The sequence below is a fragment of the Streptomyces sp. NPDC054866 genome (genome assembly GCF_053610745.1).
The window spans coordinates 569775-587667 of the sequence record NZ_JBSGZA010000002.1 but is presented as its reverse complement, the minus strand read 5'-3'; the positions used below and the strand labels follow the sequence as shown (position 1 = coordinate 587667).

Genomic DNA, 17893 nt, shown 5'->3' with positions numbered 1-17893 from the left:
TTCAACCTTGCGGAATACTGAGCCCGAGAGACTTTGTTCCGTACGTAAACTTACGGAACACCCCTCCCTCATGCGCTCCCCCGGAAGGTTCTTCATGCCCCTGGCCCTGCTCGCCCTCGCCGTGGGCGCCTTCGGCATCGGCACGACCGAGTTCGTGATGATGGGCCTGCTGCCCAACGTCGCGGACGACCTGCACATATCCATCCCCACCGCGGGACACCTGGTCTCGGCGTACGCCCTGGGCGTCGTCATCGGCGCCCCACTGCTCGCCGCGGTCACCGCGCGCATGCCGCGCCGCCGCGTCCTCATCGGCCTGATGGTGCTCTTCGTCGCGGGCAACGCGCTCTCGGCCGCGGCCCCCGACTACCACTGGCTGATGGCGGCCCGCTTCCTGAGCGGCCTCCCGCACGGCGCGTTCTTCGGCGTCGGCGCGGTCGTCGCCACCGGACTGGTCGCACCCGAGCGCAAGGCGCGCTCCGTCTCGCTCATGTTCCTCGGCCTGACCGTCGCCAACATCGTGGGCGTGCCCGTCGCCACGGCGATGGGACAGCAGCTCGGCTGGCGCGCGACGTTCCTCGCGGTCAGCGCGATCGGCATCGCGGCGATCGCCGCGCTCGCCTTCCTCGTCCCCGCCGACCACGGCCACGGGGAGAGCGGCGGTCTGCGCGGGGAGCTCCGGGCCCTGCGCAGCGTTCCGGTCTGGCTCGCGCTCGGCACGACCGTGGCGGGCTTCGGGGCGCTGTTCTCCGCGTACAGCTATGTGACACCGATGCTGACCGACGCCGCGGGCTACGCCGAATCCAGCGTTACGTTGCTGCTCGCGCTGTTCGGTGTCGGTGCCACGGCGGGCAACCTTCTCGGCGGTCGTCTCGCCGACCACTCCCTGCGGGGCACACTCTTCGGCGGACTCACGGCCCTCGTCGTGGTCCTCGCCCTGTTCCCGGTCCTGATGGGGACGGCGTGGAGCGCGGCGCTCGCGGTGACGCTGCTCGGCATGGCCGCGTTCACGACGGGGTCGCCCCTGCAGCTGATGGTCATGGAGAAGGCGTCGGCGGCGCCGTCCCTTGCCTCCTCCGCCAACCAGGCCGCGTTCAACCTCGCCAACGCGGGAGGCGCGTGGGTCGGCGGTCTCGCGCTCGCCGCGGGCTTCGGGGTCACGTCTCCGGCGGTGGTGGGCGCGGGTCTTGCCGTGCTCGGCCTCGGGGTGGCGGGGGTGGCGTATCTGGTGGACCTGCGGTCGCCCGCGGTTGGCAGTGAGCGGCTCGTGGCTTCGGGCGAGCCGCTTCGAGAGACGTCTCACGCCGGGTAATCAGGTGGGTGGGCGGGAAAGATCCGCCGCGAAGCGGCAGTACAGGATCAGCCCGCCCACCCCGGGGGTCAGACAGACTCCCGCCACCGATTGGTGATCGGAAGGCGACGGTCCTTGCCGAACCCCTTCGCGGAGATCTTCGTGCCCGGCGGGTACTGCCGCCGCTTGTACTCGGCGGTGTCGACCATCCGCAGCGTCTTCACGACAAGCTCCCGGTCGTACCCGGCGGCGACGATCGCGTCCGCGCCCTGGTCGCGGTCGACGTAGAGCGCCAGGATCCCGTCGAGCACCGGATAGTCCGGCAGCGAGTCCGTGTCCACCTGGTCGGGACGCAGCTCCGCGCTCGGCGGCTTGCTGATGGAGTTCTCGGGGATCGGCGGCGTCTGGCCGCGGTCGAGCGCCGCGCGGTTGCGCCACTCGGCGAGCCGGAAGATCAGGGACTTGTAGACGTCCTTGATCGGCCCGTACGCCCCGACCGAGTCGCCGTAGAGCGTCGAATACCCCACCGCGAGCTCGGACTTGTTGCCCGGCGCGAGGACGATGTGGCCCTCCTGGTTGGAGATGGCCATCAGCATCGTGCCGCGCAGCCGCGACTGGAGGTTCTCCTCGGCGAGCCCCGTGAGGCCAAGGGAGCCCATGTACGCGTCGAACATCGGGGCGATCGGCACGGTACGGAAGTTCAGCCCCGTACGCCGGGCCAGCTCCTCCGCGTCACTGATGGAGTGGTCCGAGGAGTAGCGCGACGGCATGGCGACGCCGTACACGTTCTGCGCACCGAGCGCATCGCAGGCGATCGCGGCCGTGATGGCGGAGTCGATGCCTCCGGAGAGGCCGATCAGGACGCTGCTGAATCCGTTCTTCGCGGCGTACGCACGCAGCCCCACGACCAGCGCCGAGTACACCTCTTCGTCGTCGTCGAGCCGCTCGGCGTACCCGCCGGTGAGTTCCGGCTCGTACGCGGCCAGGGGCTCCTCGGAGACGGTGACGTGCTCGATGCGCAGCCCGTCGTCCACGATGCCTGACGGCGGCTGGGGGGCGGCGGCCGGCAGATCCAGGTCGAGGACCACGCAGCCCTCGGCGAACTGCGGGGCCCGCGCGATGACTTCGCCGTCCCGGTCCACGACGACCGAGTCACCGTCGAAGACGATCTCGTCCTGGCCGCCGATCATGGCGAGGTAGGCGGTGGTGCAGCCGGCCTCCTGCGCCCGCTTGCGTACGAGCTCAAGCCGTACGTCGTCCTTGTTCTGCTCGTACGGCGAGGCGTTGATGGAGAGCAGAAGGCCCGCGCCCGCGGTGCGCGTGGCGGGGACGCGGCCGCCGTCCTGCCAGAGGTCCTCGCAGATGGCGAGCGCGACGTCGACGCCGTGCACGCGCAGGATCGGCAGGGTCTCGCCCGGCACGAAGTAGCGGAACTCGTCGAAGACGCCGTAGTTCGGCAGGTGGTGCTTGGAGTACGTCAGGACGGCCTCGCCGCGGTGCAGCACGGCGGCGGCGTCACGCGGGGCGCCCGCGGGCTGGCCGTACTTCGGCTTGGCCTCCTCCGTGCGGTCGAGATAGCCGACGACGACCGGCAGCTCGCCGTACCCCTCGTCGTTCAGCCGCACGGCCAGCGCGCGCAGCGCCTCCCGCGAGGCGTCGACGAAGGACGACCGCAGAGCGAGGTCCTCGACGGGATAGCCGGTCAGCGCCATCTCGGGGAACGCGACGAGGTGCGCTCCCTGCTCGGCGGAGTGCCGGGTCCAATGGACGATCGCCTCGACGTTCCCGGCGAGATCGCCGACGGTCGAGTCGATCTGATTCAGGGCGAGGCGTAGTTGAGGCACGGAGCACAGTGTAATCGTCAGAGCGACGCGATGCCCTGCGGGGAGGGTGTGGGGCGCCCCACTGGGACGCCCCACACCCGCCTGGGGCCGCCGGTCAGCCGCGACGGCTGGGGGCGGTCAGCTGCGGTAGCCGAGGACCGTCATCATTCCTGCCTCCGAGTGGTACACGTTGTGGCAGTGGATCATCCACAGGCCCGGGTTGTCGGCTTCGAAGTCCACCGTCAGGGTGCCGTTCGGCAAGATGATCGCGGTGTCCTTGCGGGGGCCGTTCGGTGTGTTCGCCAGGGTGAACGTGTGGCCGTGCAGATGGATCGGGTGCCACATCGTCGTCGAGTTGGCGAAGACCAGGCGGACCCGTTCGCCCGCGCGGACCGGGTGGCGGCGGTCGGGGGAGTACGACTTCTTGTCGAAGGCCCAGTCGTACTTCGCCATTCCGCCGGTCAGCCGGAGCCTGATCGTGCGGTCCGGCTTACGGGACGGGAGCGCCACCGAGCGTGCCGCCCGCAGCTTGTCCGCCGTCAGGAGGCGCCCCTTCAGCTCCCGGGGGCGGGTCGAGGGAGCGGGGGCCGCGCCGCCGCCCGTGCGGAGGACTGCCAGGGCTGCCGCCTTCTTGCCCTCGGCCGCCGCCGTCAGTGGGAACGCGCCGTCCTTGGCGGTGACCAGGACGTCATAGCGCTCGCCCATGCCGAGCAGCAGCGCGTCCGTCTTCGCGTGCTCCACCGGGAAGCCGTCCGTGTGCGTCACCGTCATCTCGTGGCCGCCGAGCGCCACCCGGAAGGCCGTGTCGCCGCCCGCGTTGATGATGCGCAGGCGGATGCGGTCGCCGGGGCGGGCCTTGAAGGAGGAAGGGGCGTCCGGTGTACGGCCGTTGATCAAGTAGTGCGGGTAGGCGACGTCGCCCGCGTCGCCGCCCAGCAGGTCGCTCTTGGCGCCCATCATCATGCGGGAGGGGCCGGAGGAGCCCGGGGTGGGCTTCGGCTTGGGGGACGCGTCGGTGCGCAGCGACATGTTCGACATGGAGTGGCCGCTGTGGTCCATGCCGCCGCTCATGTCATGGCCGCTCATGCCTTTGCCGAGCTCCGCGAGCACGGCGTCCGGTGTCGAGCCGTCCACGCCGTCGACCCAGTCGTCCAGGACGACGACCCACTCCTTGTCGTACTTCAAGGGCTCCTTGGGGTCCTCGACGATCAGTGGCGCGTACAGACCGCGGTCCTGCTGTGTGCCCGAGTGGGGATGGAACCAGTACGTCCCCGGGTGCGGCACCGCGAAGCGGTACGTGAAGTCGGCGCCCGGCCTGATGCTCTTCTGGGTGAGGCCGGGGACGCCGTCCATGTCGTTGCGCAGGGCCAGGCCGTGCCAGTGCAGGGACGTGGCCTGGGGGAGGTGGTTGGCGAGCGTGAGGGCGAGGGTGTCGCCCGCGGTGACGCGGACTTCCTTGCCGGGCAGCCGGTCGCCGTACGCCCAGGTGTTGACCGTGCGGCCGCCGAGGTCGAGCTTGGCCTTCATGGCCATGAGCTTCACCTCACGGACCGTGCCGCCACCGGCTCGCTTCTTCTCCGCGGCGGCGACTTCCTCGCCTGCGGGATCGACATAGCCCTCGGGCTTGCCCTTGGGCGCGGAGCCGCTGCCGTGTCCGGCGTGGCCGGAGTCCGACCCGGAGCCGGAGCCGGAACAGGCCGTCAGGATTCCCGAACCGGCGACGGCGGTCGCGGCGCCGAGCAGGGCGCGGCGTGAAGGGGTGCGCAGGGGTTGATTGCGCATGGCTTAGTACACCTCGTCGTAGTGGTGCGTGCAGATGGGCGCATCTGCTGCTTCTGGTACACCGCTCGACGCCCGGAGGTTCCCATCAAGGGCCCACCAGGACGCGGGCAGCGTGAAGCAGCCGGTGCGTCGGCCTAGATGCGCAGCACTGAGAGGTGGGAGAGGAGTATGCGAGGCGGCGGCGGATTGGGCCGCAGCCCGTCGAGCAGCCGGGCGAGCGCACGGGCGGGGACGGCGAAGCCGCCGGGCCGCAGCAGGCCCGCCTTCAGCAGCAGTACGAGGGTGAGTGCGGCGAGGACGGCCAGGCAGACGGACAGCGGGTCCATCCCGTCCATGCCGACGCCTTCGCCCACGGCTGTCACCACGCGCGCGTGGCCGGTGACTTCGGGCATCTCCGGCGGCTCCGCGTCGCCCGCGCTCATCTCATGCCGGGCGGCGGCCTGTTCGGGCCCGCTCGGGTGGCTCGGCACGTAGCTCGACGAGTGGGCCGTAGCGGGGCCGGAGGAGTGACCCGTCGCGGGGCCCGAGGAGTGGCCTGCCGCGGGGCTCGCCGAGTGACCCGCCGAGTGACCCGTCGCGGGGCTCGACGAGTGGCTGGTCGGATGGCCCAGCGTATGCATCGTCACGATGCCGAAGAGCAGCGCCGCGAGCAGCAGGAGCTGCCTGCCGCCGTTCGCTGATCTCTTCAGGGCCGCCATGGGCGAAACCTTACCCCCGGCGGGTATTCCGCGACATGCGGGCCCCCGGTACTCCGCTGATCATGAGCTCATGACGAATACGCACAAACCGGTGCAGACCACACCATCTGTCGGAGGCCTGCGTCCCTCGCCGGGGAACACGCGTGCTGCCGCCGACTAGCGCCACCCTCCCAGCCGTGCCCACCGCCGCGCCCACCGCACCGACGGAGCCCCGCCCCGCCCGCGCCATCGCCGTCTCGGCGCTCCTGGCACTCGGCGCTGTCGCCTACAGCACGTGGATCCTCGAAGCCTTCCTCGGCACGGGACTCTCGCCGCTGAGTTCGTACGTCAGTGAACTCGCCGCCCAGGACCAGCCGCACGGCACGCTGTTCCGCACGGCCGACCTGACCGCCGGGCTGCTGGTCCTCGCGGGCGCGGTGGGCGCGCTGCTGTGGCTGTCGCGACGGTGGAGCACGGTCGTGGGGTGGGCGGGGCTCGCCCTGTTCGGGGCGGCCACCGCGGTGGACTCCCGGCTGCCGCTGAGCTGCGCGCCGACCGCCGACGCGGCCTGCGTGGCCAGGGAGGGCGCGGGGCTCGTGCCCGCGGCGCACGAGGCGCACGCGGTGAGCAGCAGTGTCGCGGTGACGGGAGCGCTGGTGGGGATGGTGACGCTGACGCTCGCGGCGCGGAGGCGCGGATTCCCGCCCTCCATCGCGGGCTCCCTGGCCCTCCTCCTCGTAATCCTCGAACTGGCCGCCACCGCCTGGACGTTGGCCGCTGTCACCGCCTTCGACGCGGGGCACGGCACGTGGGGTCTCGGGGTGGGGCAGCGGCTCCAGGTGCTGCTGATCGCGGTCTGGCTCGGGCTGCTCGCGCGCGCGGTGGTGCGGCGCGCGTGAGTTTCGTACGGATCGGGGGAGTGCCGCACCACGTGCGAGTGACGGGGAGCGGGCCGGTGTGCGTGCTGAGCGCGGGGCTCGGGCTCGCGTGGTTCGACTGGGACGCGGTGGTGGAGCGCATCGCCCCCTGGCGGACCGTCGTCTGCTTCGACCGGCCGGGGGCGGGCCTGAGCGGGCACGCGCGCGTGGCGCCCACGCTTGCGGGCGAGGCCGAGCGGATCGCGCGCGTCCTGGACGCCCTTGGCCTCGGCGGGCGCCCCGCCACGGTGGTCGGGCACTCGCTCGCGGGCTTCCACTGCGAGGCGTTCGCCCGCCTTTTCCCCGCGCGTACGGCGGGCCTCGTCCTGGCCGACTCCAGCGTCGAGGAGAACCCCAGGGTGCGGGTGCCGCGCGGGGTGCGGGTGGGGACGGCGCGGGTGTGCGGGGCGGTGCTGAGCGGGGCGGGGGTGCCGAGGGCTGTGGGGCCTGTCCTGCGGAGGGTGGCGGTGCGGGGTGACGGGGCGTCGGCGGGGGCGGTGAGGCAGGTCTACGGGGCGAGTCGTGTGCTGCGGGGTTCGCTCCTGGAGTACGCGACGTACGGCGACGTGGCGACCGAACTCACCGCTCTCCGCCGGGAGTTCCCCCTCCCGGGGCGGCTTCCGGTCACGGTGCTTGCCGCGTATGGGGGAGGCGCGGCGGGGTGGCTCGCCCGGCAGCGGACCCTAGCCACCACGCTGGACGCGACCTTCCGCGTAGCGGAACCATCGGGCCACTTGGTGATGCGGGACGCCCCGGGGGGCGTGGCGGGGGCGGTGCTTGATACGGGGTTCGCCGGCGGGGCGCCCGGCGGTATCCCCTGATCCGCCGCTGCGCGGCGAATCTTTCCCGCCCACCCACCCGATGACCCGGCGGTGCCGTGGTGCAGGTAGATCACGTGGGTGGGTGGCTTGGGTTTTCCGGCGTGTAGCGGCGGTTTGAGGTGGGCGCAAGGCTGCGGGAAGCCACCGCGCATCGCTTTGGGGCAGCCGGGCAGCCGGGCAGCCGGGCGGCCACGCGGTGGAGCGGCCATGAAGCAGAGCGCCTGCGCCCGCCTCGCGGCGAGGCAATTGGGCGGCCAGGGGGACGAAACGCCTCCCCGACTCGCCGCGGGGCAATCGGGCGGGTGGGTGGGAGACACCCGCCGCGGAGCGGCGGTTCAGGGGATACCGCCGGGTCACCCCGAAAGCGCCCCCCCGAAGCCCTCGGCCCGCGAGGGATACCGCAGGGCCACTAAGAAGTGGCCCCCCGGCTCCCCCGGAGCCCCCGCACACTCTCCCGGATCACGATGTGCGTCCCCAGCAGATGCCTCTCCTGGCCCGCCCGGGGTGCCCCCGCCAGAGCGAGGCGGACCGCCGTCCGGCCCATCTCCTCCGCGGGGATGTGCACCGTCGTCAGGCCGGGGGTGATGTCCGCCGCCACGGGGTCGTCGTTGTAGCCGACCACCGAGATGTCCTCCGGCACCCGCAGCCCGTGCTCCCGCAGCGCGATCACCGTGGCCGCCGCCACCCTGTCGTCGCCCGCGAACACCGCCGTGAAGTCCGGCCTGCCGTCTGCCTTCTTGAGAAGGTCCATGATCGCCTCGTACCCGTGGTTCTGCCCGAAGCCGATGCCGTGCAGGATCGCCTGCTCGCGCGGCACCCCGTGGTCGGCCAGCGCCCGCAGGTAACCGGCGACACGGTCCTCGCCCGTCGTGTGGCCGGGTTGGTAGCCGATCAGGGCTATCTTGCGGTGGCCCGCGCCCAGCAGGTGGCTCGTGATCGCGTACGCGCCCGCCTCGTTGTCGTACTCGACGACCAGCGCGGGGACATCCGGCGCCGGCGCGGGACGCCCGCACAGCACAAGCCGGGAGCCCGCCGCGGCGAGGGCCTCCGCGTACCGCGCCATCCGCTCGCGGTACTCGTCGTCCTCGATGACACCGCCCACCAACACCACGGCTTCGGCGGCCTGTTCGCGCATCATCTGCACCAGGGCGAGCTCGCGGGCCGGATCACTGCCCGTCGACGAGACCAGGGTCAGCCTGCCCCGCTGGGCGGCCTCCATCTCCACGCCCTGTGCGACGTTCGCGTAGAAGGAGCTCACCACGTCGAACATGAGCACCGCGATCGTCTTGCGGCCCGCGCCCGCCAACGCGCGCGCGTGCGCGTTGGCGACGTAGTCGAGGTCCTTGACGGCCCTCAGGACCTTCGCCCGCGACGCCGTCGACGTCGGGTAGTTGCCCGCGAGCACCCGCGAGACGGTCGCGACCGAGACGCCCGCCCGCGCCGCCACATCGCGGATGGTGACCCGCTCACCCACTGTGTCTCCCTCAAGTAGCAGAATCCGGGGCGGCGTTGCCCCACATGGCAGCCCGCGCTCCACGGCAGCCCGCCCCGGACCATCATCCCGCGCCCCCCGCCGGATCAGTGCGCGGCTTCGTACTCCTTCGCGAACTCCTCGCGCGCCTTCTCGCCGCCCTGCGTCTGCCACTTCTTGTAGACGGCGTCCCAGTCGGACAGCTTCTTGCGGCCCGAGACGATCGCCGTGACACCGTCCTCGATGACCTGCTGCATGGACGCGCCCTGCCGGTTGTACGTGTCCGACATCAGCCCCCAGTGGTCGTCACGGACGAGGTTCGGCACGACCGCCTTCTCCCACGTGTGCAGCCGCTTGGTGAGATCGGCGAACCCCGGGAAGTACAGCGGCTGCGGCGCGTCCATGAGGTACGCGAAGGGGAGGTTCGTCCGGTTCTCCACCAGGCCGAGCGAGGTGGGGATCGGGTCGCCGCTCTTGTCGTACTCGAAGTGCGTGCCCTCGACGCCCGAGTGCATCAGCTCGTACTCCTTGGAGCCGAACGGCGACGCCAGCCAGTCCAGGACCCGCAGCATCAGCTTGACGCGGTCCTTGGAGGCCTTCTTGATGACGGTGTAGCCGAAACAGCCGCGGTTCTGCTGGTAGACGGGCGTCACGCCGTCGACCACGTACGGCACGGCGGCGTCCAGCGTGAACTCGTCCTTGATGCCCTGCGCGTTGGAGATGGCCGCGCCCCAGCCGTCCGTCATCGAGCGGACCGTGCCGTTGTAGAACTGCGTCTTGAGGTCGACCTGGGAGATCGAGGTGGCGTCGGAGTTGTACGAGCCCGCCTTGCGCATCTTGGACATGTACTCCAGGGCGGCCCTGAACTCGTCGGTCCCGTACATGTCGGTGACCTTGCCGTTCTTGATCTGCCACTGGTTCGGCGCCCCGTGCCACATCGCGTGGTAGAGGTAACCGAAGAAGCCGACCGACGACGCGCCGAGCGCGGACTTCTTGTTCCGCGAGGCCTCCCTGGCCATCGTCTGGAAGTCGGCCGCCGCCATGCCCGGCTTGTAGCCCGCCTTGTCGAAGGCCTCGCGGTTGATGAACATCGCGCCCTGCACCTTGGCGCGCTCGACGGGGAGGCCGTAGATGCGGCCGGCGACGCGGCCCATGCCCTCCCAGGCGTACGTGGGGATGTTGGCGAGGTTCGGGTAGTCCTTGACCGCGTCCCCGGACAGGTGCTCCGAGAGGTCCGCGCACCGCGACTTCACGAACTGCGACTCGCGCGGCAGGACGTAGCCGCCACCGAAGTTGATCATGTCGGGCAGGTCGTCGCCGGACATCAGGGTGGACATCTTGGAGCGGAAGTCCGCGTCGGGCACCACGGAGAACTCGACCTCGACACCGAGGGCCTCGTTCATCGCCTGCCAGTACTTGTTCGATCCGACCGGCTTCGGCGGGGTGCCGTAGGTGATGGTCATGACCTTGATCTTCTGCTTGCCGGTGCCCGGCTTCTCGGCCGTCGCGGCGACCAGCTTCTCCGGGTACTTGGTGAACCCGGGCTGTACGCCATCGGTGCTGGGCGCGAGGTCGGGTGTCGGGCCCTTGGCCGGCGTGTACGTCGGCCAGGGCGCCGCCTTCTTGTTGGCGTTGCTGACCGAACCGCCGCCGCCCGAGCCGGTGGAGCAGGCGGTGAGCAGGGAGGGGGCCGCGACCGCGGCGCCGCCGACGGCTATGGAGCGCAGCAGCGTACGGCGCGACATCGAGGAACCGGACACAGTGTCAACCTTTCGAAAGATACGGGGGAGTTGGCTCAGCTCTTGATGGCGCCCGTGAGCACGCCCTTGGTGAAGTACTTCTGAAGGAAGGGGTAGACGATCAGGATCGGCACGGTGGCGATCACCAGGACGGCCATCTGCATCGTCTGCGGGGCCGAGACGTTCGCCGCGTCGCTCAGGCCGGTGTCCGCGATCTGCGAGCCGCCCATCACGTACGTACGCAGGACCTGCTGGAGCGGCCAGTGGTCGGACTCCAGGTAGATCGAGGCATGGAACCAGGCGTTCCAGTAGCTCACCGCATAGAAGAGGCCGACCACCGCGAGGGCCGCCTTGGAGAGCGGAAGGACGACCCGCCACAGGATCTGCCAGTCGTTCGCGCCGTCGAGCCGCGCCGCCTCGTACAGCTCCTCGGGTACGCCCTGGAAGAAGCCGCGCAGGACGACCAGATTGAAGACGTTGATGAGGACCGGGACGATCAGGGCGCTGTAACTCTCCAGCATCCCCATGCCCTTGACCAGCAGGAACGCGGGGATCATGCCGGGCGGGAAGAGGAACGTGAACAGGATGATCAGCAGGATCGGCTTCCCGCCGTACACCTTGGGGCGGCTCAGTGCGTACGCGAGGAACGTGGTGCACGCGAGCGAGGCGAGGGTGCCGATGACGGTGATGCCGGCGCTGACGCCGAGCGCCTTGGTGACGATGCCGCCCGCGAAGACCTGCTCGTAGGCGCGCAGGGTCGGGTGCGTCGGCCACAGGACCCAGCCGCCGTTGGCGATGACCTCGCGGTTGGAGGCGAACGACGTCGAGACGATGACCAGGAACGGCACGAAGACCATGACCAGGATGGTGACGATGGCGAGGGCCTTGGCCACCTGGGTGACGGGCTTCGGCTTCTCCATCCAGGAGGGGCGCGGGGGGCGTACGGGGCGTGCGCGACGCGCGGGCCGTCCGGGGCGTATCGCGGCGGTTTTCGTGCTCACTTGTAGACCCCCTGCTCGCCGAGGCGATGGGCGGCCTTGTTGGCCGCGTAGACGAGAATCGCGCCGACCACGCCCTTGAACAGGCCCGCCGCCGCGGCGTATCCGGTGTCGCCGCCGACGATGCCCTGCCAGAAGACGAAGGTGTCGAGCACCTCACCGGCCTCGGGTCCCACCGACTGCCGTTGCAGCAGCATCTGTTCGAAGCCGACGGAGAGGATGTCGCCGAGCCGCATGATCAGGAGCAGGATGACGACCGGCCGGATCGATGGCAGCGTCACGTGCCAGAAGCGGCGCCAGGGGCCGGCCCCGTCGATGGCGGCGGCCTCGTACTGCTGCTCGTCCACCTGCATCAGCGCGGCGAGGAAGATGATCGTGCCCCAGCCCGCGTCCTTCCAGACGACCTGCGCGACGACGAGCGCCGGGTAGGCGTCCGGGTTGCCGATGATGTCGACGGAGTGCAGACCCGCCTGCCCCAGCACGGAGTTGAGAAGCCCGGTGTCGGCGAGCACCTGCTGGAACAGGGCGACGACGATGACCCACGACAGGAAGTGCGGAAGATAGACCACCGACTGCACGAAGCGCCGCGTCAGGTCCGAGGTCAGGCTGTGCAGGAGCAGGGCGAGGCCGAGCGGGACCGGGAAGAAGAAGACCAGCTGGAGCACCGCGAGGAAGAGCGTGTTCCAGGTCGCGTGCCAGAAGTCCGGGTCGCCGAACATCCGGTCGAAGTTCTCGAAGCCGACCCAGGGGCTGGCCCAGAGGCCGTCGAAGGGGACGTACTCCTTGAAGGCGACGGCGTTCCCGATGAACGCGCCGTAGTGGAACACCAGGAAGTACGCGACTCCCGGGACCATGAGCAGCAACAGGACTCGCGAGGAGCGAAACCGTTTCCATCGCTCATCACGCTTGGGTTTGTTGCCATTTGGCCGATTGCTGCGCTTGCCGGGCGGCTTCACCGCCTCGGTTTCCGTCCGGTCCTTCGTCACCGCTGACACGGCAGCCCCTCCGTTGTCGGAACAAGGTGACCGGAATCTAAAGCGGTTACTAACCCCGGTCAACCCCCTTGACCCCGCGATCTCTTGACCGCCGTCCCGACTTCGGCCTAGCCTCCAGGCGCTGTTGGGTAACCGGTTACTACGAGGGATGGTCACGCGTGGCAGACCAGGCAGAGTTGAAAGGCCGACTGAACGCGGTGCTCGCCATGAGCGCGGATGTGGCGGACCGGGTGTTCGCCCCCGACATCCGCGAACGGCTCGCCCGCAGCGTGGAGTTGGCGCCCGCCCTGCTCGCCGGGTCGCTCACCGGGACCGAGGCGCTCGCGGTGCTCGCCGACGCGGAGATCCTGGTCACCGGCTGGAACTGCCCGCCCATCACGGCAGATGTCCTCGCGGGCGCCCCTCGGCTCCGGGCCCTCGTGCACGCCGCCGGATCCGTGAAACCCGTGGTGACGGACGCGCTGTGGGACCGGGGCGTGGTGGTCTCATCGGCGGCCGACGCCAACGCGGGGCCCGTCGTCGCCTACACGCTCGCCGCGATCACCTTCGCGGCGAAGGGCGCGCTGCCGACCGCGGCGGGCTACGCCGCCGGGTGGCCGTCGTTCACCGAGCGGGCGGGCGCCGATGCCCGCACCGTCGGCATCATCGGCGCGTCCCGAATCGGGCGGGGTGTGATCGCGGCGCTGCGCGCGTCCGACGTGGGCTGGCGCGTACTGCTGACCGACCCCTACGTCACGGGGGAGGAGGCCGCCGGGCTCGGCGTGGAGCTGGTCGACCTCTCGGAGCTGTGCCGGCGCAGCTCGATCGTCAGCGTCCACGCGCCCCAACTGCCCGAGACACGGGGCATGGTGAGCGAGGAGATGCTCAAGCTGATCCCCGACGGGGGCACCGTCATCAACACGGCGCGGGGCTCACTTGTCGACACGGAGGCGCTGGCCAGGGAGTGCGGGGCGGGGCGCCTGGACGCGTTCCTGGACGTGACGGACCCGGAGCCGCTGCCGGCCGGTCACCCCCTGCTGGTGCTTTCGAACGTGCTCGTCACCCCGCATGTCGCGGGGGCGCAGGGGAGTGAGGTGCGGAGGCTGGGGGAGTACGCGGTGGGGGAGGTGGAGAGGTTCGTGCGGGGGGAGGAGCTGCGGGGGCGGTTGCTTAGGGAGGAGTTGCTGCGGGTGGCGTAGGCGGATTCTTTCCCCAACCCCACCCCTTCCCGAAAACCCGCTCGGCGCGGGGGCCTTGCTCGCCGTCCATCACCGGCTCCGCCGAGTTCGTCCTCAAACGCCGGACGGGCTGAGAACCACGCGGCCGGGACCATAGCGTGCAAGCCCCCTGCGGCCGACCGCCGCCAGGTCACGGCTTTGCTCCCCGAGCCTTCAGCAAGTCCGCCATCAGTTCCATCTCCGACTCCTGCGACTCCACCATCCCCCGCGCGAGCCGCACCTCCGCCCCCACCTCGCACCGGTCCACACACCCCTGGGCCATATGGACCCCGCCCTTGTGGTGCTTGGTCATCAGCTGCAGGTACCGCACCTCAGCAGCCCGCCCACTCAGCTTCCCGAGCTCCTTGAGCTCGGCGTTCGTCGCCATCCCCGGCATCAGCGCGCCGTCCTTGCCCGGCGGCATGTCCCCCATCCCCATCCACTCCATCGGCCCCCGCTCGGGCACCTTCGGCAGCTCCCACAGGTCGAGCCAGCCCAGCAGCATGCCCCGCTGGTTCGCCTGCGTCTGGGCGATGTCGTACGCGAGGCGACGGATCTCCCCGTCCTTCGTGCGGTCACGCACGATGTACGACATCTCCACGGCCTGCTGGTGATGCGTCGCCATGTCCCGGGCGAAGCCCGCGTCGGCCGACTCCGTGGCGGGGGACGACGTGCCGGACGAGCCGTCCGACGAGGCGACCGCGACGGTGATCCCGCCGCCGGCCACCGCCACCGCCGCGAGGGCCCCGACCACCCAGCAGGTGCGCCGCCTCACTGGGACTTGCCACCCGTGCAGGCGGCCCCCGGCTCAGGAGTCTGCTTGCCCTGCACGTACGTGGAGAAGAAGGAGGCGACCTTCGGGTCGGACGCGCCGGTCACCGTGCGCTGGTGGCCCCAGGCCGTCAGCATGACCGGGTCCTTCTGGTCCTTGACGGGACTCATCAGCGAGTACGGCGTCTGCTTGACCTTCTGCTCCAGCTTCTTCAGGTCCGCGGCCTTCGCCTTGTCGTTGTACGTCACCCAGACGGCCCCGTGCTCCAGGGAGTGCACGGCGTGGCGCTCCGGGAGCTCGTCCTTGTAGACGTCGCCGTTGCAGTTCATCCACGCCTGGTCGTGGTCGCCGCCCACCGGCGGGGTCATCGAGTAGCTGACGTCCTTGGTGACGTGCGTACGGCCCAGCTTCTTCGCGTCCCAGACCTTCTCGCCGTCCGCGGTCGTCTTGAACTTCGGCGCGGAGTCCCCGTCGGCGACCGTGCCGGAGTCGTCGTCGGCCTTCTGGAAGAGGACGACACCGCCCACGGCGAGCGCGGCGACCACCACCGCGCTGAGAGTGATCGTGATGACGCGGCCACGGCGGTCGCGTGCGCGCTCTGCCCGGCGCATCTCCTCTATCCGGGCCTTGCGGGAAGCGGCGCTCGTGTTCTTGGCGGAACCCATGATGTGTCCTTCGGCGATACGGCGATACGACGGAAAGGGCGGGACGCGCTGGCGGAACATGGTGGTGCGGTTCGCTGATCGTAATGGGCGAGCGTCGCGGGCTGTAGGGGCAGTCTGAGCCGCCCGCTGTTACGGGCGCGCCGATCAGCAGGCACTATGGGCACAGGGCGGCACATGGCCCGCAACGCGCCCGAAACGGTGTGGTGGGATGCTCATGTGCCCCGATGCGTCCCCAGACGAGGAGACTGCTCGAACACGGCGCGGACGCAGGCGGCCTGACCAGCAATGATGGGTGGAAGCGGAAGATGGACAAGCAGCAGGAATTCGTGCTCCGGACACTGGAGGAGCGCGACATCCGGTTCGTACGCCTGTGGTTCACGGATGTCCTCGGCTTCCTGAAATCGGTCGCGGTGGCTCCCGCCGAGCTGGAGCAGGCCTTCGACGAGGGCATCGGTTTCGACGGCTCGGCGATCGAGGGATTCGCCCGGGTGTACGAGTCGGACATGATCGCCAAGCCGGACCCGTCGACGTTCCAGGTCCTGCCCTGGCGCGCGGAGGCCCCCGGCACCGCCCGCATGTTCTGCGACATCCTCATGCCGGACGGCTCCCCGTCCTTCGCCGACCCGCGCTACGTCCTGAAGCGGGCCCTGGCGAAGACCTCCGACCTCGGGTTCACCTTCTACACCCACCCCGAGATCGAGTTCTTCCTCCTGAAGGACAAGCCGCTGGACGGCTCGCGGCCCACCCCCGCCGACAACTCCGGCTACTTCGACCACACCCCGCAGAACGTCGGCATGGACTTCCGCCGCCAGGCCATCACGATGCTCGAATCCATGGGCATCTCGGTCGAGTTCAGCCACCACGAGGGCGCGCCCGGCCAGCAGGAGATCGACCTCCGTTACGCGGACGCGCTCTCCACGGCCGACAACATCATGACGTTCCGCCTGGTCATGAAGCAGGTCGCGCTGGAGCAGGGGGTCAACGCGACCTTCATGCCGAAGCCCTTCTCCGAGCACCCGGGCTCGGGCATGCACACGCACCTCTCCCTCTTCGAGGGCGACCGCAACGCCTTCTACGAGTCCGGCTCCGAGTACCAGCTCTCCAAGGTCGGCCGCTCCTTCATCGCGGGCCTCCTGAAGCACGCCGCCGAGATCTCCGCGGTCACCAACCAGTGGGTGAACTCCTACAAGCGCATCTGGGGCGGCTCGGAGCGCACGGCGGGCGCGGGCGGCGAAGCCCCCTCGTACATCTGCTGGGGCCACAACAACCGCTCGGCGCTGATCCGCGTCCCGATGTACAAGCCCGGCAAGACCGGCTCGGCACGGGTGGAGGTCCGCTCGATCGACTCGGGCGCGAACCCGTACCTGACGTACGCGGTGCTGCTCGCCGCGGGCCTCAAGGGCATCGAGGAGGGCTACGAGCTCCCGCCGGGCGCCGACGACGACGTGTGGGCCCTGAGCGACGCCGAACGCCGCGCGATGGGCATCGAGCCGCTGCCGCAGAACCTGGGCGAGGCGATTGCTCTGATGGAGCGGTCGGAACTGGTCGCGGAGACGCTCGGCGAGCACGTGTACGACTTCTTCCTCCGGAACAAGAAGCAGGAGTGGGAGGAGTACAGGTCAGAGGTGACGGCCTTTGAGCTGAGGAAGAACCTGCCGGTGCTGTAGCAGCGCCCCGTAAGGGGCGCGGGGAACTGCGCGAGCAACCACAGAAAAGCCGCAGTCGCGTCTGCGCGGTATTCGCCAGACGCGACTGCGGCTTTTCGCGCGCTGAGCGCGCAGTTCCTCGCGCCCCTTACGGGGCGCTGACAATCGCATCCCGCAGAGGCGTCGACGCCCGCACCCGGTACTCCTGGATGGCCCAGCCGTTGCCGTCCGGGTCCTTGAAGTACATGAACGTGCCGCCGTCCTGCGGCGCGTGAGCCACCGGCTCGCTGATGTCCAACCCGCGCGCCGTCAGCTCGGCATGCGCCGCCTTCGCGTCGGCGACGCACAGCTGGAGGCCCTGGTAGGAACCGGGAGCGGGGGTCGAGCCGGCCATGGTCTCCCAGAGGGTGTCTGCGAGGGCGATGGAACAGCCGGACCCCGGCGGGGTCAGCTGGACGATGCGCATGCCCGGCATGACCTCCTGGTCGATGTCCACGTGGAAGCCGAGCTTGTCGCGGTAGAACTCCTTGGCCCGGTCGATGTCGCTGACGGGGAGCGGGATCACCTCGAGTGTGTATTCCATGCGCCGAGTACATCAGGGCGCGATGGCCCTGTCAGCGCGACGGCCGCACCCCGTTTCACCGCTCCGAAAGCGGACTCGGAGCCTCCTGCACCGACCAGCCGTTGCCGTCCGGATCCTTGAAGAAACAGAAGCCGTTCCACGTCCCGCCCGTCCCCTCGGCCCAGCCGTCCGGGCCCACGTGCAGGACCGGCGTGACGTCCACGCCGCGCTCCGCGAGCTCGGCCCGCGCGGCCACGATGTCCGTGACGCACAGCTGCAGGCCGTGCAGCGAGCCCGGCGTCATCTCCGAGACGCCGGGAGCGGGCGGCATGCCGGTCATCATGGCGAACGAGCAGCGCGAGCCGGGCGGGGTGAACTGCATGACGCGCACGCCCGGGGCGATCGCGCTGTCCAGGTCCGCCTTGAAGCCGCACTTGTGCTCGTAGAAGTCCTTGGCGCGGTCCATGTCGGCGACAGGGACCATCACCACTTCGAGTGTCCAGTCCATCAGGTGGTCTCCTTGGGTGGCTGCGTACGTTTC

At 70.2% G+C, this 17893-nt stretch carries 16 protein-coding genes; 5 read left to right on the top strand and 11 right to left on the bottom strand.

Annotated elements, in window-relative coordinates:
* The first annotated feature begins 94 nt into the window (after nucleotides 1-94).
* Entirely contained in the window at nucleotides 95-1309 is a 1215-nt protein-coding gene (locus ACWGI2_RS11360; protein ID WP_453695725.1) for an MFS transporter, read from the top strand.
* 68 nt (nucleotides 1310-1377) lie between these two features.
* Here the strand turns inward: ACWGI2_RS11360 and ACWGI2_RS11355 are convergent, their stop codons facing one another.
* The 3 genes from ACWGI2_RS11355 to ACWGI2_RS11345 all read right to left on the bottom strand — a co-directional run bounded on the left by ACWGI2_RS11355 (nucleotide 1378) and on the right by ACWGI2_RS11345 (nucleotide 5591).
* On the bottom strand, nucleotides 1378-3132 hold the full coding sequence (locus ACWGI2_RS11355; protein ID WP_453395223.1) for an NAD+ synthase: 1755 nt from the start codon (nucleotides 3130-3132) through the stop codon (nucleotides 1378-1380).
* Nucleotides 3133-3249: 117 nt separating this feature from the next.
* Nucleotides 3250-4893 (bottom strand): multicopper oxidase family protein, encoded by a 1644-nt coding sequence (locus ACWGI2_RS11350; protein WP_453695006.1) that lies wholly within the window; start codon nucleotides 4891-4893, stop codon nucleotides 3250-3252.
* 134 nt (nucleotides 4894-5027) lie between these two features.
* A complete protein-coding gene (locus tag ACWGI2_RS11345) occupies nucleotides 5028-5591 on the bottom strand; it encodes a hypothetical protein (RefSeq protein WP_453695005.1) in 564 nt (187 codons plus the stop codon).
* A 176-nt stretch (nucleotides 5592-5767) separates the two neighbouring features.
* Here ACWGI2_RS11345 and ACWGI2_RS11340 point away from each other — a divergent pair, with 176 nt between their 5' ends.
* Both ACWGI2_RS11340 and ACWGI2_RS11335 read left to right on the top strand, forming a co-directional pair.
* Nucleotides 5768-6469, top strand: coding sequence for a DUF998 domain-containing protein (locus tag ACWGI2_RS11340; protein ID WP_453695004.1), 702 nt, complete (start codon nucleotides 5768-5770; stop codon nucleotides 6467-6469).
* Nucleotides 6466-7308 (top strand): alpha/beta fold hydrolase, encoded by an 843-nt coding sequence (locus ACWGI2_RS11335; RefSeq protein ID WP_453695003.1) that lies wholly within the window; start codon nucleotides 6466-6468, stop codon nucleotides 7306-7308. The genes ACWGI2_RS11340 and ACWGI2_RS11335 overlap by 4 nt, the downstream gene beginning before the upstream one ends.
* A 409-nt stretch (nucleotides 7309-7717) precedes the next feature.
* On the opposite strand, the gene ACWGI2_RS11330 is transcribed toward ACWGI2_RS11335, so the two are convergent.
* The 4 genes from ACWGI2_RS11330 to ACWGI2_RS11315 all read right to left on the bottom strand — a co-directional run bounded on the left by ACWGI2_RS11330 (nucleotide 7718) and on the right by ACWGI2_RS11315 (nucleotide 12370).
* Nucleotides 7718-8782, bottom strand: a complete 1065-nt coding sequence (locus ACWGI2_RS11330) for a LacI family DNA-binding transcriptional regulator (protein ID WP_453695002.1) — start codon at nucleotides 8780-8782, stop codon at nucleotides 7718-7720.
* 104 nt (nucleotides 8783-8886) lie between these two features.
* A complete protein-coding gene (locus ACWGI2_RS11325; RefSeq protein ID WP_453695001.1) occupies nucleotides 8887-10524 on the bottom strand; it encodes an extracellular solute-binding protein in 1638 nt (545 codons plus the stop codon).
* A gap of 50 nt (nucleotides 10525-10574) precedes the next feature.
* A complete protein-coding gene (locus ACWGI2_RS11320; protein WP_453395882.1) occupies nucleotides 10575-11438 on the bottom strand; it encodes a carbohydrate ABC transporter permease in 864 nt (287 codons plus the stop codon).
* A gap of 77 nt (nucleotides 11439-11515) precedes the next feature.
* On the bottom strand, nucleotides 11516-12370 hold the full coding sequence (locus ACWGI2_RS11315; protein WP_453395216.1) for an ABC transporter permease: 855 nt from the start codon (nucleotides 12368-12370) through the stop codon (nucleotides 11516-11518).
* Between the two features lie 347 nt (nucleotides 12371-12717).
* Here ACWGI2_RS11315 and ACWGI2_RS11310 point away from each other — a divergent pair, with 347 nt between their 5' ends.
* Nucleotides 12718-13689, top strand: a complete 972-nt coding sequence (locus ACWGI2_RS11310) for a hydroxyacid dehydrogenase (RefSeq protein WP_453695723.1) — start codon at nucleotides 12718-12720, stop codon at nucleotides 13687-13689.
* A gap of 169 nt (nucleotides 13690-13858) precedes the next feature.
* Here the strand turns inward: ACWGI2_RS11310 and ACWGI2_RS11305 are convergent, their stop codons facing one another.
* Nucleotides 13859-14482 carry a DUF305 domain-containing protein gene (locus ACWGI2_RS11305; RefSeq protein ID WP_453695000.1) on the bottom strand — a complete coding sequence of 208 codons (624 nt, stop codon included), beginning with the start codon at nucleotides 14480-14482 and terminating at the stop codon, nucleotides 13859-13861.
* Nucleotides 14479-15144, bottom strand: coding sequence for a DUF3105 domain-containing protein (locus ACWGI2_RS11300; protein WP_453694999.1), 666 nt, complete (start codon nucleotides 15142-15144; stop codon nucleotides 14479-14481). The genes ACWGI2_RS11305 and ACWGI2_RS11300 overlap by 4 nt, the downstream gene beginning before the upstream one ends.
* Nucleotides 15145-15449: 305 nt before the next feature.
* On the opposite strand from ACWGI2_RS11300, the gene ACWGI2_RS11295 reads away from it, so the two are divergent.
* The gene (locus ACWGI2_RS11295) at nucleotides 15450-16811 is read left to right on the top strand and encodes a glutamine synthetase family protein (RefSeq protein ID WP_160504710.1); all 1362 of its coding nucleotides are present in this window, start codon (nucleotides 15450-15452) and stop codon (nucleotides 16809-16811) included.
* A 127-nt stretch (nucleotides 16812-16938) separates the two neighbouring features.
* Here the strand turns inward: ACWGI2_RS11295 and ACWGI2_RS11290 are convergent, their stop codons facing one another.
* Nucleotides 16939-17373 (bottom strand): VOC family protein, encoded by a 435-nt coding sequence (locus tag ACWGI2_RS11290; protein WP_453694998.1) that lies wholly within the window; start codon nucleotides 17371-17373, stop codon nucleotides 16939-16941.
* Between the two features lie 55 nt (nucleotides 17374-17428).
* Nucleotides 17429-17860 carry a VOC family protein gene (locus ACWGI2_RS11285; protein ID WP_453694997.1) on the bottom strand — a complete coding sequence of 144 codons (432 nt, stop codon included), beginning with the start codon at nucleotides 17858-17860 and terminating at the stop codon, nucleotides 17429-17431.
* Nucleotides 17861-17893: the final 33 nt, after the last annotated feature.